The sequence below is a fragment of the Streptomyces sp. NPDC085932 genome (assembly GCF_044540525.1).
GTDB classification, from domain to species: domain Bacteria; phylum Actinomycetota; class Actinomycetes; order Streptomycetales; family Streptomycetaceae; genus Streptomyces; species Streptomyces levis.
The window spans coordinates 1,477,860-1,499,995 of the sequence record NZ_JBITSJ010000002.1 but is presented as its reverse complement, the minus strand read 5'-3'; the positions used below and the strand labels follow the sequence as shown (position 1 = coordinate 1,499,995).

Genomic DNA, 22,136 nt, shown 5'->3' with positions numbered 1-22,136 from the left:
AGGGGCGGTACGAGCCGCCTGCCGGATACGGTGGAACCACCATGAGCGCTTCGCAGACCTCGTCTTCCGATGTCCCGGCCGACGTCCCCGCCGACGTCCCCACTCTGCTGGTCAAGATCTTCGGCAAGGACAGGCCCGGCATCACCGCCGGCCTCTTCGACACCCTTGCCGCCTACTCCGTCGACGTCGTCGACATCGAGCAGGTCGTCACCCGTGGCCGCATGGTGCTGTGCGCGCTCGTGACCGAGCCGCCCTCAGGCCTGGAGGGAGACCTGCGGGCGACCGTCCACAGCTGGGCCGAGTCGATGAAGATGCAGGCGGAGATCATCTCCGGCCTCGGCGACAACCGGCCGCGCGGCCTGGGCCGCTCCCTGGTCACCGTCCTCGGCCACCCGCTCACCGCGGAGGCCACCGCGGCCGTCGCCGCTCGCATCACCAGGACCGGCGGCAACATCGACCGTATCTTCCGGCTCGCCAAGTACCCCGTGACCGCGGTCGAGTTCGCCGTCTCCGGCGTGGAGACCGAGCCGCTGCGCACCGCCCTGGTGACCGACGCGGCGAAGCTCGGCATCGACGTGGCGGTGGTCGCGGCCGGCCTCTACCGGCGCGCGCAGCGCCTGGTCGTCATGGACGTCGACTCGACGCTCATCCAGGACGAGGTCATCGAGCTGTTCGCCGCGCACGCCGGCTGCGAGGACAAGGTCGCCGAGGTGACGGCTGCCGCGATGCGCGGGGAGCTGGACTTCGAGCAGTCCCTGCACGCGCGCGTGGCTTTGCTGGAGGGGCTGGACGCCTCCGTCGTGGACAAGGTGCGCAGCGAGGTGCGTCTGACGCCGGGCGCGCGCACCCTGATCCGCACGCTGAAGCGGCTGGGCTACCAAGTGGGCGTGGTCTCGGGCGGTTTCACGCAGGTCACGGACGACCTGAAGGAGCGGCTCGGGCTGGACTTCGCCCAGGCCAACACGCTGGAGATCGTCGACGGCAGGCTCACGGGCAAGGTGACCGGCGAGATCGTCGACCGCGCGGGGAAGGCGCGGCTGCTGCGCCGGTTCGCCGCCGAGGCGGGGGTTCCTCTGTCGCAGACGGTGGCGATCGGTGACGGCGCGAACGACCTGGACATGCTGAACGCGGCCGGTCTCGGCGTGGCCTTCAACGCCAAGCCGGTGGTGCGCGAGGCCGCGCACGCCGCGGTGAACTTCCCCTTCCTGGACACGGTCCTGTATCTGCTGGGCATCACACGCGAAGAGGTCGAGGCGGCGGACACCGTCGGCACCGCCTGACCCGCCTCGGTCCCCCGGACTGTCTGTACCCCTTGATCCGACCGAACCCGCCGCCCGAACCCGTCCGGGAGGGCCCGGCGCCGGTCAGGCACCGGGTCCGTCGCCGGTGGGGCATCGGGCCCGTCACCGGTCAGGCAGGGCCCGTCACCGGTCAGGCACCGGGCCCGTCACCACGGACGTCACACCGGCCGGGACGGCCCGCTCAGGCGGAGCGGGTCACTCGGCCGGTGCCCAGTAGTCGCGCAGCGTGGCCACGCCCGGCTCCAAACTCTTCCACGAGCCCGTGAACGACAGCACGGCGAAGGCGGCGGCCGGGAAGCCGCGGCGGGCCATCCGCTCACGGGCGTCGCCCTCGGCCGCGCCCGCCAGGACGTCGGCGAGGCCCTGGATGCCCGGGTTGTGGCCGATCATGAGGAGGTCCTGCGCGTCGTCGGGGGTCTCGTTGAGCACGGCGATCAGCTCGCCCGGCGAGGCCTCGTAGATCCGCTCCTCGTAGACGGTTTTCGGCCGCTGCGGGAACTCCTGGACGGCCAGCTTCCAGGTCTCCCGGGTGCGGACCGCCGTGGAGCACAGGGCCAGGTCGAAGGCGATGCCGGTGTCGGCGAGCCTGCGCCCGGCCTCCGCCGCGTCCATACGGCCCCGGTCGGCGAGCGGACGCTCGTGATCGGTCACCTGCGGCCAGTCGGCTTTCGCATGGCGGAAGAGGACAATCCTGCGGGGTTCTGCGACGCTCATGAGATCCAGCTTCGCATGAAACACGCCACAGGGCGCAGGGAGTTGACCACCGGCTCCGGCCGTGCTCAGCGGGCTGTCAGCTGCTGGATCCGCTCGAAGAGGTGGGTGATCGCGGGCTCGCCCGCGGCCGCGTGGGCGTCGGACGGGTGCAGGATCAGCAGGAGCAGGGCGGTGAAGGCGAGCGTGGGCAGGGCGAGGGCCCACCACGGCAGACGGCCGTCCGCACCGGCCCGGGGCGCCGGGTGGGGCCGGGTGTGCACAGGAGCCGACATGTCTGCCTCCGCTCTTCGAGTGGTCGGTGACCCGCCTGGCGTGGTCACATCTCGAAGCTACGGAATCCGCGGGCGCCAACCCATCCGGTGATCCACCCACTTGACCCTGACCCTCACCCCCTAGGGGACAGGGGGGCTAGCCCCACCCCGGGGGTGGGGCGCCGCATCAGGGCGAGGCGATGGACGCGATGACGGCGATGACGATGAAGATCGCGAAGAAGGCTCCGAACACGAGCAGCATCTTCTTCTGACCGTGCTGGGGATTCGGGTCGAGCACTGGCATGGGGCAAGTGTCGCACCCGCGCGGCGCTCCGCGCGCCCCGGGGTCGGGCCCCGACGAGCCCGGCGCGCGCAGGCCGGCGGCGTCCGACGGCTCAGCGGCCCGCCTCGTCCTCCACCGTGCGGTCCCGGCCCGCCAGGACGCCGACCACCATCTGCGGGATCATCAGGGCGCTCATCAGCGCGATCGGCAGTCCCCAGCCTCCGCTGTGCTGGTACAGGACGCCGACCAGGAGCGGTCCGGGGATGGAGATCAGGTAGCCCGTGCTCTGGGCGAACGCCGACAGCTGGGCCACGCCCGGCCCGGTCCTCGCCCGCATGCCGACCATGGTCAGGGCGAGCGGGAAGGCGCAGTTCGCGATGCCGAGCAGCACGGCCCAGGCCCAGGCACCGGCGGCGGGCGCGAGGTACAGCCCGGCGTAGCCGGCGAGGCCGCAGACGCCCAGGGCCAGCACGATCGGGCCCTGGTGCGGCAGCCGCGTGGCCAGGCGGGGTATCACGAAGGCGAGGGGGACGCCCATGACCATGGTGACCGCCAGCAGCAGCCCCGCGGTCCCGGCGGGGACGCCGGCGTCCCGGAAGATCTGCGCCATCCAGCCCATGGTGATGTAGGCGGCGGTGGCCTGGAGGCCGAAGAAGACGGCCAGGGCCCAGGCGGTGCGGCTGCGGGTGATCCGCAGCGGCGGCGTACCCGCGCGTGCCGCATCCGGCCCGGCCGGAACGTCCGCCCGGACGGCCGGAGGCTGTGTCCCGGGGGCCTCGGTGCCCCGCACCGGGCCGGCGTCCTCGGTTCCGGGCTCTGCGGGCCCGTCCCCCGCCCCGGGCCCGGTGCCGCGGCCGCGGACGAACGGCAGCCACGGCAGGACCGCCGCCACGGCCGGCGTCGCCCACAGGGCCAGGCCCGACTGCCAGCTGCCGCCGAGCGCGCCGGTCAGGGGCACGGTGACCGCTGCCGCGAGGGCCGTGCCGAGCGCGAGCGCCATCGAGTACAGGCCGGTCATGGATCCGACGCGGTCGGGGAACCAGTGCTTGACGATGACCGGCATCAGGACGTTGCTGACCGCGATGCCCATGAGCGCGAGGGCGCTGGCGGCCAGGAAGCCGGCCGTGCTGCCGGTGTACGGCCGCAGCAGCAGGCCGGTGGCGATGGCCGCCATGCCGGCGCACACCACCGCGCCCGCGCCGAAACGGCGGGCGAGCCGCGGGGCCGTGACGCCGAACACGGCGAAGCACAGGGGCGGCACGGAGGTGAGCAGTCCGGCCACGCTGCCGCTCATGCCGAGCCCGTCGCGGACCTCCTCCAGGAGGGCGCCGAGGCTGGTGATGGCCGGGCGGAGGTTCAGCGCGGACAGCACGATGCCCGCGACGAGCAGCCGCATCGTCCACGCGCGCGCGGACGCACCGCCCGGTTTCCCGGTGCCTTGCGCGGCAGAGCTGCGCACGGCGGGGGGTGTCGTCGTCCGGGGTGTCGTCCGCGTTGTCGTCCGGGTTTCCTCACGAGCCATGAGGCCCATCATAGAATCATGGGATGATTGACTGTCCAGCCCTGTCCGGCCCCCGGACGCCCTCCGGGCCTCCGTTCGTGCGAAGGTGAGCCATGCCCCTGAGCCATCCCCGACGTTCGGCCCTGTCCGAGCAGGTCATCGCCGCGCTGCGCGCCCAGATCACCTCGGGCGAGTGGCCGGTCGGCTCCCGCATCCCGACGGAGCCGGAGCTGGTCGAGCAGCTCGGTGTCGCCCGCAACACCGTCCGTGAGGCCGTCCGCGCGCTGTCGCACAACGGCCTGCTGGACATCCGCCAGGGCTCGGGCACGTACGTGGTGGCGACGAGCGAGCTGGCGGGCGTGATGCAGCGGCGGTTCGCCGACGCCGATCCCCGGCACATCGCCGAGCTGCGCTCCACGCTGGAGTCCGCGGCCGCCCGGCTGGCCGCCGAGCGGCGCACGGAGAAGGACCTCAAGCAGCTCGACGCGCTGCTGCTGCGGCGCGAGGAGGCCTGGGAGTCCGGTGAGAAGGAGGCGTTCGTGACCGCCGACGCGACCTTCCACCTGGCCGTGGTGTCCGCCTCCCACAACGACGTGATGACGGCCATGTACGCGGACCTGGGCGAGGTGCTGCGCGACTGGCTGCGCGAGGACGTCGGCGAGGAGCTGACGCCGGAGACGCACATGGACCACGGACGGCTGCTCGACGCGATCCGCGCGGGCGACGCGGAACAGGCGGCGGCGGAGGCCGCGCGCTATCCCTTCCTGTGCCGCCTGGGCGGGATCAGCTCCCCTTCCGGTGGCTGATCCACACCTCGCCGACCTCCTTCCAGCAGCGCCCGGTCAGCCGCACGGTCTGTGCGGGCGCCGCCGCCACCGGCGTGCTGTCGGTGTCGAGGTCCCACCAGCGGGCGCACTCGACGTGCAGGCTCACCCGGTCGGTCTCCGGATAGGGGTTGTGGCAGTGCGCGGTCACCGTGGAGCCGGTGACCCGGATACGGCACGCGGCCCCGAACGGATCCGCCCGCTCCTGCTCGCCGGCGGGCACGCGCGCGCGGGGCACCGCCTCGTACGCCAGGGTCATCACGAGAGCGACGGCGAGGGACAGTGAGGCCGTTCGGCGGGACAAGCGCACAAGGGGACCTCCTCGGCCGTGCTGGGGAGGGGCTCGCGTGGTGAACGCGTCTCCCAGACTGCCCAGTTGCCGCCCGGCCCGCCCGGCCGACTGAGCCGAACGGGTGACGCCCCGCTCCCCCGCGCGTGCGGGGAACGGGGCGTCCGGGGCGTACGAGGACGTACGGAGAGGGTCAGGCGCCGATGGCGTGCAGACCGCCGTCCACGTGGATGATCTCGCCGGTGGTCTTCGGGAACCAGTCGCTCAGCAGGGCGACGACGCCGCGGCCGGCCGGCTCCGGGTCCTTCAGGTCCCACTCCAGCGGGGAGCGGGAGTCCCACACGGAGGCCAGCTCGCCGAAGCCCGGGATGGACTTGGCGGCCATGGAGCCGATCGGGCCCGCCGAGATGAGGTTGCAGCGGATGTTCTGCTTGCCCAGGTCACGGGCCATGTAGCGGCTGGTGGCCTCCAGGGCGGCCTTCGCCGGGCCCATCCAGTCGTACTGCGGCCAGGCGAACTGCGCGTCGAAGGTGAGGCCGACGACCGAGCCGCCGTTCTGCATCAGCGGCAGGCAGGCCATGGTGAGCGACTTCAGGGAGTACGCCGAGACGTGCATGGCCGTGGCGACCGACTCGAACGGCGTGTTGAGGAAGTTGCCGCCGAGCGCGTCCTGCGGGGCGAAGCCGATGGAGTGCACGACGCCGTCGAGGCCGCCGAGCTCCTCGCCGACGATGTCGGCCAGGCGCCCGAGGTGCTCGTCGTTCGTCACGTCGAGCTCGATGACTTTGGTGGGCTTGGGCAGCTTCCGGGCGATGCGCTCGGTCAGCGTGGGCCGCGGGAACGCGGTCAGGATGATCTCGGCACCCTGCTCCTGGGCCAGCTTGGCGGTGTGGAAGGCGATGGAGGACTCCATCAGCACACCGGTGATCAGGACGCGCTTGCCCTCGAGAATTCCGCTCATGGTGATCAGTGACCCATTCCCAGTCCGCCGTCAACCGGGATGACGGCTCCAGTGATGTACGAGGCGTCGTCCGAGGCGAGGAACCGCACGGCCGCGGCGATCTCCTCCGGCTGGGCGTACCGGCCGAGCGGCACCTGCGACACGATGCCGGAGCGCTGCTCGTCGGTGAGCACCTTGGTCATGTCGGTGTCGACGAAGCCGGGTGCGACGACGTTGAAGGTGATGTTGCGCGAGCCCAGTTCCCGGGCGAGGGAGCGCGCGAAGCCGACCAGGGCGGCCTTGGAGGCGGCGTAGTTCGCCTGCCCCGCGGAGCCGAGCAGCCCGACGACCGAGGAGATGAGCACGACGCGGCCCTTCTTGGCGCGCAGCATGCCGCGGTTGGCGCGCTTGACGACGCGGAAGGTGCCGGTGAGGTTCGTGTCGACGACCGAGGTGAAGTCCTCCTCGGACATGCGCATCAGGAGCTGGTCCTTGGTGATGCCGGCGTTGGCGACGAGGATCTCGACGGGACCGTGGGTCTCCTCGATCTCCTTGTAGGCCTGCTCCACCTGCTCGGCGTCGGTGATGTCGCACTTGACCGCCAGGCAGCCCAGGTCGGTCAGGGCGGCGGGCGGCTCGCCCGAGCGGTACGTGATGGCGACCTTGTCGCCGGCATCGGCGAAAGCGCGGGCGATGGCGAGGCCGATGCCCCGGTTGCCTCCGGTGACGAGAACCGAGCGGCTCAACGGATCACCCTTTCGGTAGCGGTCTGATACCCCGCCCGGGCGCCTGGACGACAGGCGGCGATGACAGGCGGCTTCCTCGAAAACCTATCGGTCCCGGCACGCCCGCGGACAATCGGGCACCGACAGTGGCGTAGGGGACTCACTGTCGGGTCCCTACAGAAGGCCGCGCCCGTCGGGACGGAAAGTCGTGGCCCGCGCGCGGGATGGGCGACATGATCGGACCAGTCGCCGAGAACGGCAGCCACGGTCAGCTCGACAGAACTCGACAGAAAGAGACGGCGGTGCCTCATACCATCGACGAGGCCTTCACGGCCCTCCCCCTACGCGCCCTCGCCGACGCGGCCCTCGCACGCGCGCGTGCCCTGGGCGCCGAGCACGCGGACTTCCGGTTCGAGCGGGTGCGCAGCGCCTCCTGGCGGTTCCGCGACGGCCGGCCCGCCGGGTCGTCGGACACCACCGACCTCGGGTACGCGGTGCGGGTGGTGCACGGCGGCACCTGGGGCTTCGCGTCCGGCGTCGACCTCAGCATGGACGCAGCCGCCCGGGTCGCCGGGCAGGCGGTGGCCATGGCGAAGCTGTCCGCGCAGGTGATCAAGGCGGCCGGTTCCGACGAGCGTGTGGAGCTGGCCGACGAACCGGTGCACGCCGACAAGACGTGGATCTCCTCGTACGAGGTCGATCCGTTCACCGTGCCGGACGAGGAGAAGGCCGGCCTGATCGCCGAGTGGAGCGCGCGGCTGCTGGCGGCGCGCGGGGTCGACCACGTCGACGCCTCGCTGCTCACCGTCCACGAGAACAAGTTCTACGCCGACACGGCCGGGACCGTCACCACGCAGCAGCGGGTACGGCTGCACCCGGTGTTCAACGCCGTCGCGGTCGACGAGTCCAGCGGCGAGTTCGACTCGATGCGCACCCTCGCCCCGCCCGTCGGACGCGGCTGGGAGTACCTGCGCGGCACCGGCTGGGACTGGGAGGCCGAACTGGAGCGGATCCCGGAGCTGCTCGCCGAGAAGATGCGCGCCCCCAGCGTCGAACCGGGCCTGTACGACCTGGTCGTCGACCCGTCGAACCTGTGGCTGACCATCCACGAGTCCATCGGCCACGCCACCGAACTCGACCGGGCACTCGGCTACGAGGCGGCCTACGCCGGCACCTCCTTCGCCACCTTCGACCAGCTGGGCAAGTTGCGCTACGGCTCGGAGCTGATGAACGTCACCGGCGACCGCACCGCCGAGCACGGCCTGGCCACGATCGGCTACGACGACGAGGGTGTCGAGGGCCAGTCCTGGGACCTGGTCAGGAACGGCACGCTCGTGGGCTACCAGCTGGACCGGCGGATCGCGAAACTGACCGGATTCGACCGGTCCAACGGCTGCGCCTTCGCCGACTCGCCCGGGCACGTGCCGGTGCAGCGCATGGCGAACGTGTCGCTGCGGCCGGACCCGGCCGGGATGTCGACCGAGGACCTGATCGGGGGCGTGGAGCGCGGCATCTACGTCGTCGGCGACCGGTCCTGGTCGATCGACATGCAGCGCTACAACTTCCAGTTCACCGGGCAGCGCTTCTACCGCATCGAGAACGGACGGCTGGCCGGGCAGCTGCGCGACGTGGCCTACCAGGCGACGACCACCGACTTCTGGGGCTCGATGGCCGCGGTGGGCGGCCCCCAGACCTATGTGCTGGGCGGCGCCTTCAACTGCGGCAAGGCCCAGCCGGGCCAGGTCGCCGCCGTGTCGCACGGCTGTCCGTCGGCCCTGTTCAAGGGCGTCAACATTCTGAACACCACGCAGGAGGCCGGTCGATGAGCGGGCGTGTCAGCAAGCCGCACGAGGTCGTGGAGCGCGCCCTCGAACTGTCCCGGGCCGACGGCTGTGTCGTCATCGCCGACGAGCACTCGTCCGCCAATCTGCGCTGGGCGGCCAACGCCCTGACCACCAACGGCGTCACGCGCGGGCGCACCCTCACCGTGGTCGCCACGGTCGACGGCAAGGAGGGCACGGCCTCGGGGGTCGTGTCCCGGTCCGCCGTGACCGCCGACGAGCTGGAGCCCCTGGTGCGGGCCGCGGAGGCCGCCGCCCACGCCGCGGGTCCCGCCGAGGACGCGCAGCCGCTGGTCACGGGCGTGGCCGGGTCGCCGGAGTTCACGCAGGCACCCGCGGAGACCTCCTCGGCGGTGTTCGCCGACTTCGCGCCGGCGCTCGGTGAGGCCTTCGCACGCGCGCGTGCGGGCGGCCGCGAGCTGTACGGCTTCGCCCACCACGAGCTGGTCTCGTCGTACGTGGGCACCTCCACGGGGCTGCGGCTGCGGCACGACCAGCCGAACGGGACGCTGGAGCTGAACGCCAAGTCGCCCGACCGGACCCGGTCCGCCTGGGCCGGGCGCTCCACGCGGGACTTCAAGGACGTCGACCCGGCCGCCATGGACGCCGAGCTCGCCGTACGGCTCGGCTGGGCCGAGCGGCGCGTGGAGCTGCCCGCGGGACGCTACGAGACGCTGCTGCCGCCGACGGCGGTGGCGGACCTGCTGATCTACCAGGTGTGGTCGGCGTCGGGCCGGGACGCGGTCGAGGGCCGCACGGTCTTCTCCAAGCCGGGCGGGGGCACGCGGGTCGGCGAGAAGCTCACCGATCTGCCGCTGACCCTGCGCAGCGACCCGCACGCGCCGGGCCTGCAGACGGCGCCGTTCGTGATCGCGCACTCCTCCGGGGGCGACCAGTCGGTGTTCGACAACGGGCTGCCGCTCACGGCCACCGAGTGGATGCGCGAGGGCGAGCTGCGGCACCTGACGACCAGCCGCCACAGCGCGGGCCTGACCGGGCTGCCCGTGGCGCCGGGCATCGACAACCTGATCCTGGACGGGGGCGAGGACCGCTCCCTGGACGAGATGGTCGCGGCCACCGAGCGGGGGCTGCTGCTGACCTGCCTGTGGTACATCCGCGAGGTCGATCCGGCGACGCTGCTGCTGACGGGCCTGACCCGGGACGGCGTCTACCTGGTCGAGAACGGCGAGGTGACGGGTGAGGTGAACAACTTCCGCTTCAACGAGTCGCCGGTGGGGCTGCTGGGGCGGGCCACCGAGGCCGGGCGGACGGAGAAGACGCTGCCGAGGGAGTGGAGCGACTGGTTCACCAGGGCCGCGATGCCGGCCCTGCGGGTGCCGGATTTCAATATGAGCTCTGTCAGCCAGGGCGTATAACCTCGTACCTGATTACGAGCCCAATCGAGGAGACACGAGAACCGTGACGGACATCGTCGACGAGCTGAAGTGGCGCGGGCTGTTCGCCCTGTCCACCGACGAGGACGCTTTGCGCAAGGCGCTCGCGGACGGTCCCGTCACGTTCTATTGCGGTTTCGACCCGACCGCGCCGTCGCTGCACGTGGGGCACCTGGTGCAGGTGCTCACCGTGCGCCGGCTCCAGCAGGCCGGTCACCGGCCGCTGGCCCTGGTCGGCGGTGCCACGGGCCTGATCGGCGACCCCCGCCCGACCGCGGAGCGCACGCTGAACGACCCGGAGACGGTCGGCGGCTGGGTCGACCGGCTGCGCGCCCAGATCGAGCCGTTCCTGGACTTCGAGGGCGACAACGCGGCCGTCATGGTCAACAACCTCGACTGGACGCGGGACCTCTCCGCGATCGAGTTCCTGAGGGACATCGGCAAGCACTTCCGCGTCAACAAGATGCTGACGAAGGACTCCGTGGCCCGCCGCCTGGAGTCCTCCGAGGGCATCAGCTACACGGAGTTCAGCTACCAGCTCCTGCAGGGCATGGACTTCCTCCAGCTCTACCGGCGCTACGGCTGCACGCTCCAGCAGGGCGGCAGCGACCAGTGGGGCAACCTCACGGCCGGCCTGGACCTGATCCACCGCCTGGAGCCGGACGCGACCGTGCACGCGCTGGCAACGCCGCTGATGACGAAGGCGGACGGCACCAAGTTCGGCAAGACCGAGGGCGGCGCCGTCTGGCTCGACCCGGAGATGACGACGCCGTACGCGTTCTACCAGTTCTGGCTGAACGTGGACGACCGGGACATCTCGCGGTACATGCGCATCCTGTCCTTCCGCTCGCGTGCGGAGCTGGAGGAGCTGGAGCAGCAGACGGAGGAGCGTCCGCAGGCCCGGGCCGCGCAGCGCGCGCTGGCCGAGGAGCTGACGACGCTGGTGCACGGCGCCGACCAGACGGCCGCCGTGATCGCCGCGTCCAAGGCCCTCTTCGGGCAGGGCGAGCTGGCGGAGCTGGACGAGCGGACGCTGGCCGCGGCCCTGTCCGAGGTGCCGCACATCCAGGTGGCCGAACTCGCTCCGGCCGTCGACCTGTTCGCCGAGGTCGGCCTGGTCGCCAGCAAGTCGGCCGCGCGCCGCACGGTCAAGGAGGGCGGCGCCTACGTGAACAACGTCAAGGTCGCCGGCGAGGACGCCGTCCCCGGCAAGGAGGACCTGCTGCACGGCCGCTGGCTGGTGCTGCGCCGGGGCAAGAAGAACCTGGCCGCCATCGAGGTCACGGGCGGCTGAGTCCGCGCTGGAAGGGGGCGGTCTCCGAAACCGGAGGCCGCCCCCTTCCGCTGTGCGCGGGTCAGGCGCGTCTGCTTCCTCTGGCCGCCGTCCAGGCCCGGTCGCCGAGACCGACGAGGATGACCGCCATCACCAGCTGGAAGACGTGCCGCCACCAGTCGATGCCGGCCGTGGCGTCGACACCGGCGGCCCGGGCGATGGCATTGCCGGCGATACCGCCGATCATGCCCAGGATGACGGTCAGCCACAGCGGCACGTGCTGCTTGCCCGGAATGATCGCCTTCGCGATCAGACCGAGTACCAGTCCTACGATGATCGCCCACAACCAGCCCATCGCTGCCTCCTCGTACGGCTCGACGTGAGCACTACGGCCAGTCTCGGCCCAGCCGTGCTACGCCGCATGCCGACAGCGCCGTACGTGTGAGGGCGCAGGCCGTGCGCACCGGCGGCACCGCCCCCGGTCTCGTAGTGGACGCAGACGCGGCGTAACGTGGGATCTGTCCTGGTCGGTCTCCCCCACCGGCCCGGGGCTGCTACGGGGCGGGGAAGTCCTCTACGGGCGGATGGTGGAATGCGATGCGGAAGCAGCATGGCGGCGGCAACGTCCAGGTTTTCCGGATCACCGGCGCCCGGACGGGGCTGCAGGAGGACGTGCGCGGGCGGCAGCGCAGGTACGTGATCTCGATGTCCGTCCGCACGGTCTCGGTGATCCTTGCGGCGACCTTGTGGAACGTCGAACGGCACGTGGCCGTCGTGGCGTTGGTGCTCGGGCTGGTGCTGCCGTACATCGCGGTGGTGATCGCGAACGCCGGGCGCGAGAACGCGCCGTCTCTGCCGTCGACGTTCGTGGCGCCTCCCGTACGGCCGATGATCGCGCCGCCGGGACCGGAGAGCGGCCGGGCGGAATCCGCCGCGGAAGACGCCGTGTCGGGGGCGGTGCCCGGGGCACGGACCGAATCGCCCGAACGATAGGGGCACCGCCGGGCTTGCGGAACGCGCTCACAAACGGAAGTCACCTTCCCGCCAAGCTCGGGAAAAGCTCAGATCAATCATGTTGTTCCGGTGCCGGGTCCGGGGTTACCCGTGACATACTTCGTACGCGCTCCGCATCCCCCGTCGGAGCGACGGACCGACGCCGGGCAGCTCCCCCCGTGGCTGCTCGGCGTCGCCTTTTCTGTGTGCAGTGGTGGGATGAACCTGTGAGTGACGAGACGCCCGTGTGCTCCGCGAAGGGCTGCCGCGCCGACGCCGTGTGGGTGCTCGCGTGGAACAACCCGAAGATCCACACGCCGGAGCGGCGCAAGACCTGGCTGGCCTGTGAGGAGCACCGCGAGCATCTGTCGCAGTTCCTCGGGGTGCGCGGGTTCCTGAAGGACGTCGTGCTGCTGAAGGAGTGGGAAGCGAGCGCCTAGTCCGCCGCCCTTCTCCCTCAGCCGCCGATGGCGGACATCGGGCGGTCCGGCTGGACGAACGTCGGGTCGTCCAGGCCTGCGCCCGCCTTCTTGCCCCACATCGCCAGGCGCCAGATGCGGGCGATCTCCTCGTCCGGAGCGCCCGAGCGCAGGGCGGCGCGCAGGTCCGTCTCCTCCCGGGCGAACAGGCAGGTGCGTATCTGGCCGTCGGCCGTGAGGCGGGTGCGGTCGCAGGCCGCGCAGAACGGGCGGGTGACGGAGGCGATCACACCGACCACATGCGGGCCGCCGTCGACCAGCCAGCGCTCCGCCGGGGCCGAGCCGCGCTTCTCCTCGCCCTCGGGCGTCAGCTCGAAGCGGGTGCGCAGGGAGGCGAGGATGTCGCCGGCCGTGATCATGCCGTCGCGCTTCCAGCCGTGCTGGGCGTCCAGGGGCATCTGCTCGATGAACCGCAGCTCGTACTCGTGCTCCACCGCCCAGGCGAGGAGGTCGGGGGCCTCGTCCTCGTTGAGCCCCGGCATGAGGACGGAGTTGACCTTGACCGGGGTCAGGCCGGCCTCGCGGGCCGCGTCCAGGCCCTCCAGGACGTCCTTGTGGCGGTCGCGGCGGGTGAGGGTCTTGAAGACGTCCGGCCGGAGCGTGTCCAGGGAGACGTTGACCCGGTCCAGGCCCGCCGCCTTCAGGGCCGCCGCCGTGCGCTTGAGGCCGATGCCGTTGGTGGTGAGGGACATCTGGGGGCGGGGCTCCAGGGCCGCCACGCGCTCGACGATGCCGACCAGGCCGGGGCGCAGCAGGGGCTCGCCGCCGGTGAAGCGGACCTCCTCGATCCCGAGGGACGTGACCGCGATGTCGATCAGACGGACGATCTCGTCGTCGGTCAGCAGATCCGGCTTGGCCAGCCACTGCAGACCCTCCTCGGGCATGCAGTACGTACAGCGCAGATTGCAGCGGTCGGTCAGCGAGACCCTCAGGTCGGTGGCCACTCGGCCGTAGGTGTCGATGAGCACGTGGGCCCCCTCCCTCGACGCGGATCGTGCCCGGAGCACTGGTTCTCCGACACCTGTGAGCCTACGTGACACCGCTGACAACGCCACAGACCCGATCCCACGACGTGGGACGCGGCCGCGCCGCAGGGACCTGGAGGTTCCTACGACGCGGCCGCGGGCGAGGAGTCGTGCTCAGTGGGCGCCGGTGCCGGTCAGGGACCTGACCTCCAGTTCGGCGTACTTCTTGGCGTCGGGCTCCTCCTTGGACAGGACCGTGCCGAGCCAGCCCATGAGGAAGCCGAACGGGATGGAGATGATGCCCGGGTTCTTCAGCGGGAACCAGGCGAAGTCGACGTCGGGGAACATCGCCTTGGGGTCACCGGAGACCACGGGCGAGAACAGCACCAGGCCGACGGCGACGATCAGACCGCCGTAGATCGACCACAGGGCGCCCTGGGTGGTGAACCGCTTCCAGAACAGGCTGTAGAGGATCGTCGGCAGGTTGGCGGAGGCCGCGACGGCAAAGGCGAGGGCGACCAGGCCCGCCACGTTCAGGTCGCGGGCCAGGGCGCCCAGGCCGATGGAGACGATGCCGATGGCGACGGTCGCCCAGCGGGCCGCGCGGACCTCCTCGGCGCCGGAGGCCTGTCCCTTGCGGATGACGTTGGCGTAGATGTCGTGCGCGAAGGAGGACGACGAGGCGAGGGTGAGGCCGGCGACCACGGCGAGGATGGTCGCGAAGGCGACCGCCGAGATCGTGGCGAGCAGGATCGCGCCCCAGGCCGAGTCGACGCCGCCCAGGTGCAGGGCGAGCAGCGGCGCGGCCGTGTTGCCGGACGGGTTCGAGGCGATGATCTCGTCCTGGGAGATCAGCGCGGCGGCGCCGAAGCCGAGGGCGATGGTCATCAGGTAGAAGGCGCCGATGATGCCGATGGCCCAGTTCACCGACTTCCGGGCGGCCTTGGCGTTGGGCACGGTGTAGAAGCGGATCAGGATGTGCGGCAGGCCGGCGGTGCCGAGCACCAGGGCGATGCCCAGGGAGATGAAGTCCAGCTTGGACGTGCCGGTCGCGCCGTACTGGAGGCCGGGCTCCAGGAAGGCGGCGCCCTTGCCGCTGTTCTCGGCGGCCGTGCCGAGCAGGTCGGAGATGTTGAAGTTGAACTTCAGCAGGACCAGGAAGGTGATCAGGAGGGTGCCGCCGATGAGCAGCACGGCCTTGACCATCTGGACCCAGGTGGTGCCCTTCATGCCGCCGATGGAGACGTAGACGATCATCAGCAGGCCGACGAGGGCGACGATGAGGATCTTGCCGGCGTCGGAGGTGATGCCGAGCAGCAGCGAGACGAGGACGCCCGCGCCGGCCATCTGGGCCAGCAGGTAGAAGATCGACACGACGATGGTGGAGGTGCCGGCCGCGGTGCGGACCGGGCGCTGGCGCATGCGGTAGGCGAGGACGTCGCCCATGGTGTAGCGGCCGGAGTTGCGCAGCGGCTCGGCCACCAGGAGCAGGGCGACCAGCCAGGCGACCAGGAAGCCGATGGAGTAGAGGAAGCCGTCGTAGCCGAAGATGGCGATGGCGCCGGCGATGCCCAGGAAGGACGCGGCGGACATGTAGTCGCCGGAGACGGCGAGGCCGTTCTGGAAGGCGCTGAACTGGCGGCCGCCGGCGTAGAAGTCGGCGGCGTCCTTGGTCTGGCGGCCCGCCCAGATGGTGATGCCGAGGGTGGCGAGGACGAACAGCGCGAACAGGGTGATGATCAGCGGGCGGTGCTCGCTGGCCTCGTTCGCGGCGAGCAGGGTCTGCTGTGCGGTGCTCATGCGCCGCCCTCCATCCGGGACTTGATGGCCTCGGCCTTGGGGTCGAGCTTCGCGGCGGCGTGCTTCGAGTACCACCAGGCGATGAGGAACGTGGTGACGAACTGGGCGACGCCGAGGACGAAGGCGACGTTGATGTTGCCGAACAGCTTGGTGCCCATGAAACCGCCGGCGTAGTTCGACAGCAGCACGTACAGCAGGTACCAGGCGATGAAGGCGACGGTCAGCGGGAAGGCGAAGGAGCGGTAGGAGCGGCGCAGTTCACCGAACTCCGCGCTCTCCTGCACCTCGGTGAACTCCTCGGGTGAGGGGAGTTTGTGTTGCTCCTTCGAGGGGGGCGGTGCGTCGGTGGCCACGGAGTCTCCTCGCAATGACGAAAGCGGTGGGTACGGGGACGGAGGCGAGTGTCCTCGCGCTCCTTGTTCAACGTCACGGCGGCACACGGGGAGCGGTTCAACCGCGTCGCGTTCTTTCCGAAGTCGTTTCGGCGAAACGTTGCTGGCCGGCGAGAGGCCGGGATAGCTTCACCCTGCACCACCTCGTCATGTACCTGCCCGAGCACCACCTGTGCCTCGGGCCGGTTTCGTTTCCGGAGGATGTGGAGACCCCATGTCTCACTTGCGTTCCAGACGCCGGCTCGCTCTCGCCGTGCCCGTCGTGCTGTCGCTGACGGCCTCGCTCGGCTTCCTGCCCGCCGCCGCCTCGGCGGCCCCGCAGGCGGAGCCGGCCACCCTGACGGCGGACGCGCCGCGGCTGGCGTACGTCGTCAACACCAAGACCGACCGCCACACGATCGCTTCGGTCAAGAAGGCGATCGGGAAGGCCGGCGGCTCGGTCGTGGCGACGTACGAGCGGATCGGCGTCCTCGTCGTCCACTCCTCGAACCCCGACTTCGCCAAGACCGTCCGCACGGTCCGCGGGGTCCACTCGGCCGGTGCGACGCGCACGGCGCCGCTGGCCGCCGCGGGGACGAAGGAGGAGGGCGCCGCCCGGTACCTGACGGCCGCCGAGGCCGATCGGGTCGAGGCCGCCTCCGCGCAGACGCCCGAGAGCGAGCCCCTCGAAGCGGACCAGTGGGACCTGCGCGCGATCGGCGCCGACAAGGCCGCGAAGATCAACCCGGGCAGCCGCAAGGTGACGGTCGCGGTGATCGACACCGGCGTGGACGACACCCACCCCGACATCGCCCCGAACTTCTCCGCCTCCCAGTCCGCCAACTGCGCCGGCGGCAAGGCCGACACCAGCGAGGGCGCCTGGCGGCCGTACACGCCCGAGGACTACCACGGCACGCACGTCGCCGGCTCCATAGCCGCCGCCCGCAACGGGACCGGCGTCGCCGGCGTCGCTCCCGGTGTGAAGGTGTCCAGCATCAACGTGACCGACCGGGCGAACGGCCTCTTCTACCCGGAGAGCGTCGTCTGCGCGTTCGTGTTCGCCGCCGACCACGGCGTCGAGATCACGAACAACAGCTACTACGTCGACCCGTGGCTGTACAACTGCATGGACGACCCGGACCAGCGCGCCGTCGTCACCGCGGTCAACCGGGCGCAGCTGTACGCGCAGAAGAAGGGCACGCTGCACGTCGCCGCGGCGGGCAACTCCAACCACGACCTGGACGCGGACGCGATCGTCGACGACTCCAGCCCGAACGACACCACGCCCGTCGAGCGCACCATCGACCCGCACGAGTGCTTCGACATCCCGACCCAGCTGCCGGGTGTCGTCACGGTCAGCGCGACCGGCGTCCAGAACGTCAAGTCGTACTACTCGACGTACGGCAAGGGCGTCGTCGACGTCGCCGCGCCCGGTGGTGACCGCCGCTACCAGATCCCGGACACGCCCTCCAAGGACGGCCGCATCCTGTCCACGATGCCGAACGGCGCGTGGGCCTTCCTGCAGGGCACCTCCATGGCCTCGCCGCACGCCTCCGGCGTCGCCGCGCTGCTGAAGTCCAAGTACCCGTGGGCCTCGCCGGCCCAGCTCCAGGCGCTGCTGAAGGCGCAGGCCGACGAGACGGCCTGCCCCACGTCCTACGACCAGGACGGCGACGGCACGCAGGACGCGGTGTGCGAGGGCGGCGAGCGCGTCAACGGCTTCTACGGCCACGGCATCGTCAACGCGCTGCGCGCGGTCAAGTGAGCCGCGCCTTCCCGACCTTCCGCACCGTCGCCCCGTACCGCGAACGAACTGGAGACACCATGACTGCGCCGCACGCGCGCTACCGCCGCGCCGTCGCGATCCCGGCCGGAATGGCAATGGCCACGGCCCTCGCGTTCCTGCCGAACGTCACGGCCTCGGCCGCCGAGGACGCCCCGGCGGCGGTCTCGGCCGATGCCACCCCGCTCAGCTACGTCGTCAACGTCAAGCCGGGTCACGGCACGTCGGCGCACGTGAAGAAGGCCGTCGGCAAGGCCGGCGGGACGATCGTGACGTCGTACGACCAGATCGGCGTCATCGTCGTCCACTCCTCGAACCCCGACTTCGCCAAGACCATCCGCACGGTGCGCGGCGTGCAGTCGGCCGGTGCCACCCGCACGGCGCCGCTGCCCGCGGCGTCGACGGGCGACCTGGGCGCGCCGAAGGTGCTGAGCGCGGCCGAGGTCGCGCGGGCCGAGGCGGCGGCCGGTCAGGACCCGCTGGAGTCGCTGCAGTGGGACCTGCCCGCCATCAAGGCGGACAAGGCGCACGAGAAGTCGCTGGGCAGCGACAAGGTCACGGTCGCCGTGATCGACACCGGCGTGGACGACACGCACCCCGACATCGCGCCCAACTTCGACCGCAAGGCGTCGGTCAACTGCGTGACGGGCAAGCCGGACACGTCCGACGGGGCCTGGCGGCCGAGCGCGGCGGAGAGCCCGCACGGCACGCACGTCGCCGGTGAGATCGCCGCCGCCAAGAACGGCGTCGGCATGACGGGTGTCGCGCCCGGCGTGAAGGTCTCGGGCATCAAGGTGTCCACCACGGCCGGCTTCTTCTACACCGAGGCCGTGGTCTGCGGCTTCGTGTGGGCGGCCGAGCACGGGGTCGACGTGACGAACAACAGCTATTACACCGACCCCTGGTACTTCAACTGCAAGGACGACCCGGACCAGAAGGCGCTGGTGGAGGCCGTCACGCGCGCCTCGCGGTACGCGGAGAAGAAGGGCGCGGTCAACGTCGCGGCGGCGGGCAACGAGAACTACGACCTCGCCTCCGACTCGATCACCGACCCCTCCTCCCCGAACGACACCACGCCGGGCGAGCGGGTCGTCGACCCCTCGAAGTGCCTCGACATACCCACCCAGCTGCCGGGTGTCGTCACGGTCGCGGCGACGGGCGCGAAGGGCATCAAGTCGTCCTTCTCCAACTACGGCTTGGGCGTGGCCGACATCGCCGCGCCGGGCGGCGACTCCACGGCCTACCAGGCGCCGGCGCCGCCGGCCACCAGCGGGCTGATCCTGGGCACGCTGCCGGGCGGCAAGTGGGGTTACATGGCCGGTACGTCGATGGCGTCCCCGCACGTCGCGGGCGTCGCCGCGCTCATCAAGTCGACGCACCCGTACGCCTCCCCGGCCCTGGTGAAGGCCCTGCTGTACGCGCAGGCCGACGCCAAGGCGTGCACGGACCCGTACGACATCGACGCCGACGGCAAGGTCGACGCGGTGTGCGAGGGCCCGAAGAACCGCAACGGCTTCTACGGCTGGGGCATCGCGGACGCGCTGGACGCGGTGACCAAGTAGGGCGGACGGAACGGCGGTCCGGGCCGGGCGGGTACACCCGCCCGGCCCGCTTCGTCCCCCGGGCCCGCCGAGCGGGCGCCGCTTCCGACTTGCCCGGCCCTGTGGAGGTTGGTGAAGATCCTGGGGTGACCTTGACAAGATCTGCACCCGGGGCGGCCGGGACGACAGGGCGTGGTGGCGCCGGACGGGCCGTCGCCGTCCTGGTGCTCGTGGCGCTGGCCGCGCTCATACCGCTGCTGGGCCCGTCCGCCGCGCTGCACGGCACCGGGGAGGCCGAGGCGCCCGGCGCCGGGGGGATAGCCCTGCTGCGCACGGTGCTGTTCGCGGCGCTGTGCGTACCCGTCGGCGAGGTGTTCGTGAACCGGCTGGCGCGGTGGGTGCCGGGGGCGCCGGCCGCTCCCCCGGACGCGCTGCGCAGCTGGTCGCCCTGGGCGGCCGCCGCCGGTTTCCTGGCCGCCCTCGGGCTCGCCTCGGTCGTCGCCACGGGCAATCTGGTGCCGGGCGGCCCTGCGGACATCGACGTCGGCGGCCTCTACGCCTCCCGGGACGGCAAGCTGGCCCTGCTGGAGGTCAACGCCTTCCTCGTGGCGGGTCTGTGTGCGGTGTCCCGGCGCCCGGCCACACAGGTGCTGCCGCTGGCCGCGGTGATCGTCGCCGAGGCCCTGCGCGCCCACCCCACGACCGAGCACGGCCCGCTGACCGGCTCCGGTCTGACGCTCGTGCACCTGACCTGCGCGGCCCTGTGGGTGGGCGGTCTGCTGCACGCCCTGCGGGTGCTGCGGCTGCGGCGCGATCCGGCGGGCGCGGCCCTGCTGGGCCTCTACGCGCGCGTGGCGGCGGTGCTGCTCGCCGCCATCACCGCCACGGGCGTGTGCAGTTCGCTGCGCCGGATGCCGCCCGGGACGATCCTGGAACAGCTGACGGAGACGGCGTACGGGCGGGTCCTGCTCGCCAAGGTGCTGCTCGTGGCCGCCGTGGCCGTGCTCGCCCTGTGGGCCCGGCGACGGCTGCACCGGGCGGCCGACCCGCTGACCGCCTGCACTCCGGCCCGGGCCGAGGTGGCCGTGCTCGGCCTGGTGGTCGCGGTGTCCGGCCTGCTGACGGCGCTGCCGGTACCCATCCGCTGGTAGACCCGGCCCTCTCGCCCCCGGCCGGTCTCAGACCACCCTCATCTCGCCGTACGTCACGGTCGGCGCGCGGCGCGCGTTGAGCGCCCCGAGTGCGCCGCCGGCCAGCAGGGCCTGCGCGGCGACGTAGGTGAGCATGACCCGGAAGTCGGGCCGGGGCGGCTGCGGCCACTCGGCCACGCCTGTCGCGATGAGGGTGTCGGAGAGCAGGAAGAGCGCCCCGCCGAGGCCGGTGCAGAGGCCGAGGCGGGTACCGGCCGCGCAGGCCATCGCCGTGAGCAGGAGGCTGTACCCGGCGACGGGCACGCGCAGTTCCGCGGGCAGGTCCGGCCACAGCAGCGCGACGGTCCCGAGCAGGGCGACGGCGTACCCGAGGGCCAGGAGGCCCGCACGCGCGCGGGGAACGGCGTACCGGCTGCCGTACGTGCGGAAGAGCACGAGGTAGCAGACGTGCCCGGCGGCGAAGGAGGCCAGGCCGGCGAGGAAGGCCGGCTGGGCGTCGGACAGCGGCAGCACGTCCCCGCCCCAGCCGAACAGCAGGGCGGCCAGGAGCGGCCGGGGTGCCCGGCGCAGCGCGGCCCAGAGGGCCAGCAGCGGCATCAGCAGCGGCTTGGCGAGGGCGTGGCCGGTGCCGGAACCGGCCGCCAGGCAGACGAGGTCGACGACGGCGGCGAGGGCGAAGGCGGCCAGGACGAGGCGCGTGCGGTTCACGCCGGTGGGGTCTTCCCGGCGGGCGCGGTCCCGACGACCGGCTCCTGCCCTTGCGCGGTCCCGGACGGGAGGAGAGCCGTGGTGGAGCCGCCGGCCGGCGCCGCCGCCCGGGCCGGGCCCCACCCCGGTCCCCGGAACACCCGCCCCGTCCGTTCGCTCCAATTGCGCGCCGCCCTAGGGTCCTTGGCGATCGACACGTACTCGTGGGTCGCCACCTTCAGCAGGTCGTACATGTCGATGTTCTTCGTCAGCCCGTAGCGGGGCCGCTCGGTCTCCGCGACGAACGAGCCGAACAGCCGGTCCCAGACGATGAGGATGCCGCCGAAGTTGCGGTCCAGGTAGTGGCCGAGGAGCAGAACGCGAGTGCGGCCGGGTGCACGCCGAGGAGGATGAGCGGCACGTAGAAGGGCCACACGGTCAGGGACGTCCAGGGCTGGCGCAGCGCGGTGGTGAGGTTGAACTTCCGGCTGGAGTGGTGGACGACATGACAGGCCCACAGGATGCGGATGACGTGGTGGCCGCGGTGGGACCAGTAGGAGAAGAAGTCCTGCCCGAGCAGCATCAGCGGGATCGTCCACCACAGCACGGGCACGCGCAGCGGCGTCAGTTCGTACAGGGCCGTGCAGACGGCCAGGATCGGGATCTTCCACAGGAAGTCGAAGGCGAGACTGCCGAGCCCCATGCCGACGCTCGTCGCGGCGTCCTTCGCCTCGTACCCCGCGGCGTCCTCGTCGGGGTGGAGGCGGCAGCTCACCATCTCGACCACGGTGAGCAGCACGAAGGCGGGTATCGACCACAGCACGACATCGGGCAGGTTCGGCATGCAAGCACCGTAGGACCGCCCAAGACGGCCCCATCAGACGTTGTTACCGACAAGTACGACCGACGGTACGCGCTTGCTTCTCGGCGATCTCCGCCAAACCGGCCCCGGTCGAGCAGACGTACGCCTCGCGAACGGACAAGCCGGACAAGCCGCCTGAGGGGGCATCGGAAAGGGCGCGGGTCCGCA

Annotated in this window: 22 protein-coding genes and 1 pseudogene; 10 read left to right on the top strand and 13 right to left on the bottom strand. The window is 71.6% G+C overall.

Going from position 1 to position 22,136, the window contains the following annotated elements:
• Positions 1-41: 41 nt before the first annotated feature.
• On the top strand, positions 42-1,280 hold the full coding sequence (serB, locus tag ACIGAQ_RS15930) for a phosphoserine phosphatase SerB (RefSeq protein WP_311683911.1): 1,239 nt from the start codon (positions 42-44) through the stop codon (positions 1,278-1,280).
• A gap of 216 nt (positions 1,281-1,496) precedes the next feature.
• Here the strand turns inward: serB and ACIGAQ_RS15925 are convergent, their stop codons facing one another.
• From ACIGAQ_RS15925 to ACIGAQ_RS15910, 4 genes are all read right to left on the bottom strand, one after another.
• A complete protein-coding gene (locus tag ACIGAQ_RS15925) occupies positions 1,497-2,015 on the bottom strand; it encodes a histidine phosphatase family protein (protein ID WP_311683910.1) in 519 nt (172 codons plus the stop codon).
• Positions 2,016-2,080: 65 nt separating this feature from the next.
• A complete protein-coding gene (locus tag ACIGAQ_RS15920) occupies positions 2,081-2,287 on the bottom strand; it encodes a hypothetical protein (protein WP_362281927.1) in 207 nt (68 codons plus the stop codon).
• A gap of 166 nt (positions 2,288-2,453) precedes the next feature.
• The gene (locus ACIGAQ_RS15915; protein ID WP_094056502.1) at positions 2,454-2,570 is read right to left on the bottom strand and encodes an SGM_5486 family transporter-associated protein; all 117 of its coding nucleotides are present in this window, start codon (positions 2,568-2,570) and stop codon (positions 2,454-2,456) included.
• A 91-nt stretch (positions 2,571-2,661) separates the two neighbouring features.
• A complete protein-coding gene (locus tag ACIGAQ_RS15910; RefSeq protein WP_399783065.1) occupies positions 2,662-4,083 on the bottom strand; it encodes a CynX/NimT family MFS transporter in 1,422 nt (473 codons plus the stop codon).
• Between the two features lie 80 nt (positions 4,084-4,163).
• Here ACIGAQ_RS15910 and ACIGAQ_RS15905 point away from each other — a divergent pair, with 80 nt between their 5' ends.
• Positions 4,164-4,856 (top strand): FadR/GntR family transcriptional regulator, encoded by a 693-nt coding sequence (locus tag ACIGAQ_RS15905; protein WP_311683903.1) that lies wholly within the window; start codon positions 4,164-4,166, stop codon positions 4,854-4,856.
• On the opposite strand, the gene ACIGAQ_RS15900 is transcribed toward ACIGAQ_RS15905, so the two are convergent.
• The 3 genes from ACIGAQ_RS15900 to fabG all read right to left on the bottom strand — a co-directional run bounded on the left by ACIGAQ_RS15900 (position 4,834) and on the right by fabG (position 6,849).
• The gene (locus ACIGAQ_RS15900; protein ID WP_399783061.1) at positions 4,834-5,184 is read right to left on the bottom strand and encodes a hypothetical protein; all 351 of its coding nucleotides are present in this window, start codon (positions 5,182-5,184) and stop codon (positions 4,834-4,836) included. The two genes, ACIGAQ_RS15905 and ACIGAQ_RS15900, sit on opposite strands and share 23 nt — an antisense overlap.
• A gap of 172 nt (positions 5,185-5,356) precedes the next feature.
• Positions 5,357-6,124 carry an enoyl-ACP reductase FabI gene (fabI, locus tag ACIGAQ_RS15895; RefSeq protein WP_094056498.1) on the bottom strand — a complete coding sequence of 256 codons (768 nt, stop codon included), beginning with the start codon at positions 6,122-6,124 and terminating at the stop codon, positions 5,357-5,359.
• A 5-nt stretch (positions 6,125-6,129) separates the two neighbouring features.
• Positions 6,130-6,849: a 3-oxoacyl-[acyl-carrier-protein] reductase gene (gene fabG, locus ACIGAQ_RS15890; protein WP_311683899.1), complete on the bottom strand. Its 720-nt coding sequence runs from the start codon at positions 6,847-6,849 to the stop codon at positions 6,130-6,132.
• 281 nt (positions 6,850-7,130) lie between these two features.
• Between fabG and ACIGAQ_RS15885 the strand changes: the two genes are divergently transcribed.
• Genes ACIGAQ_RS15885 through tyrS form a run of 3 tightly spaced genes read left to right on the top strand, consistent with a single transcriptional unit; the run spans position 7,131 to position 11,357 of the window.
• Positions 7,131-8,654, top strand: a complete 1,524-nt coding sequence (locus tag ACIGAQ_RS15885) for a TldD/PmbA family protein (RefSeq protein ID WP_399783057.1) — start codon at positions 7,131-7,133, stop codon at positions 8,652-8,654.
• On the top strand, positions 8,651-10,045 hold the full coding sequence (locus tag ACIGAQ_RS15880; protein WP_399783054.1) for a metallopeptidase TldD-related protein: 1,395 nt from the start codon (positions 8,651-8,653) through the stop codon (positions 10,043-10,045). Before ACIGAQ_RS15885 ends, ACIGAQ_RS15880 begins: the two co-directional genes overlap by 4 nt.
• Before the next feature lie 43 nt (positions 10,046-10,088).
• Positions 10,089-11,357: a tyrosine--tRNA ligase gene (gene tyrS / locus ACIGAQ_RS15875; protein WP_311683893.1), complete on the top strand. Its 1,269-nt coding sequence runs from the start codon at positions 10,089-10,091 to the stop codon at positions 11,355-11,357.
• Between the two features lie 61 nt (positions 11,358-11,418).
• Here tyrS and ACIGAQ_RS15870 read toward each other — a convergent pair whose 3' ends face one another.
• Positions 11,419-11,691, bottom strand: coding sequence for a GlsB/YeaQ/YmgE family stress response membrane protein (locus ACIGAQ_RS15870; protein WP_311683891.1), 273 nt, complete (start codon positions 11,689-11,691; stop codon positions 11,419-11,421).
• Positions 11,692-11,933: 242 nt separating this feature from the next.
• On the opposite strand from ACIGAQ_RS15870, the gene ACIGAQ_RS15865 reads away from it, so the two are divergent.
• Positions 11,934-12,329, top strand: a complete 396-nt coding sequence (locus tag ACIGAQ_RS15865) for a DUF3099 domain-containing protein (protein WP_362281946.1) — start codon at positions 11,934-11,936, stop codon at positions 12,327-12,329.
• A 227-nt stretch (positions 12,330-12,556) separates the two neighbouring features.
• Positions 12,557-12,769, top strand: coding sequence for a hypothetical protein (locus ACIGAQ_RS15860; protein WP_311683887.1), 213 nt, complete (start codon positions 12,557-12,559; stop codon positions 12,767-12,769).
• Between the two features lie 17 nt (positions 12,770-12,786).
• Here the strand turns inward: ACIGAQ_RS15860 and moaA are convergent, their stop codons facing one another.
• The 3 genes from moaA to ACIGAQ_RS15845 all read right to left on the bottom strand — a co-directional run bounded on the left by moaA (position 12,787) and on the right by ACIGAQ_RS15845 (position 15,926).
• Positions 12,787-13,776, bottom strand: coding sequence for a GTP 3',8-cyclase MoaA (gene moaA, locus ACIGAQ_RS15855; protein WP_399783049.1), 990 nt, complete (start codon positions 13,774-13,776; stop codon positions 12,787-12,789).
• Positions 13,777-13,947: 171 nt separating this feature from the next.
• On the bottom strand, positions 13,948-15,573 hold the full coding sequence (locus tag ACIGAQ_RS15850; protein WP_311683883.1) for a cation acetate symporter: 1,626 nt from the start codon (positions 15,571-15,573) through the stop codon (positions 13,948-13,950).
• Positions 15,570-15,926 (bottom strand): DUF485 domain-containing protein, encoded by a 357-nt coding sequence (locus ACIGAQ_RS15845; RefSeq protein WP_311683881.1) that lies wholly within the window; start codon positions 15,924-15,926, stop codon positions 15,570-15,572. Before ACIGAQ_RS15845 ends, ACIGAQ_RS15850 begins: the two co-directional genes overlap by 4 nt.
• Before the next feature lie 253 nt (positions 15,927-16,179).
• Here ACIGAQ_RS15845 and ACIGAQ_RS15840 point away from each other — a divergent pair, with 253 nt between their 5' ends.
• The 3 genes from ACIGAQ_RS15840 to ACIGAQ_RS15830 all read left to right on the top strand — a co-directional run bounded on the left by ACIGAQ_RS15840 (position 16,180) and on the right by ACIGAQ_RS15830 (position 20,419).
• Entirely contained in the window at positions 16,180-17,709 is a 1,530-nt protein-coding gene (locus ACIGAQ_RS15840; protein WP_362281953.1) for a S8 family serine peptidase, read from the top strand.
• 59 nt (positions 17,710-17,768) lie between these two features.
• Positions 17,769-19,289 (top strand): S8 family peptidase, encoded by a 1,521-nt coding sequence (locus ACIGAQ_RS15835; RefSeq protein WP_399783045.1) that lies wholly within the window; start codon positions 17,769-17,771, stop codon positions 19,287-19,289.
• Positions 19,290-19,414: 125 nt separating this feature from the next.
• Positions 19,415-20,419 (top strand): CopD family protein, encoded by a 1,005-nt coding sequence (locus ACIGAQ_RS15830; protein WP_399783042.1) that lies wholly within the window; start codon positions 19,415-19,417, stop codon positions 20,417-20,419.
• Positions 20,420-20,446: 27 nt separating this feature from the next.
• Here ACIGAQ_RS15830 and ACIGAQ_RS15825 read toward each other — a convergent pair whose 3' ends face one another.
• Both ACIGAQ_RS15825 and ACIGAQ_RS15820 read right to left on the bottom strand, forming a co-directional pair.
• Positions 20,447-21,127 carry a lysoplasmalogenase gene (locus tag ACIGAQ_RS15825; protein ID WP_399783039.1) on the bottom strand — a complete coding sequence of 227 codons (681 nt, stop codon included), beginning with the start codon at positions 21,125-21,127 and terminating at the stop codon, positions 20,447-20,449.
• A pseudogene (locus ACIGAQ_RS15820) lies at positions 21,124-21,950 on the bottom strand (sterol desaturase family protein). Before ACIGAQ_RS15820 ends, ACIGAQ_RS15825 begins: the two are co-directional and overlap by 4 nt.
• Positions 21,951-22,136: the final 186 nt, after the last annotated feature.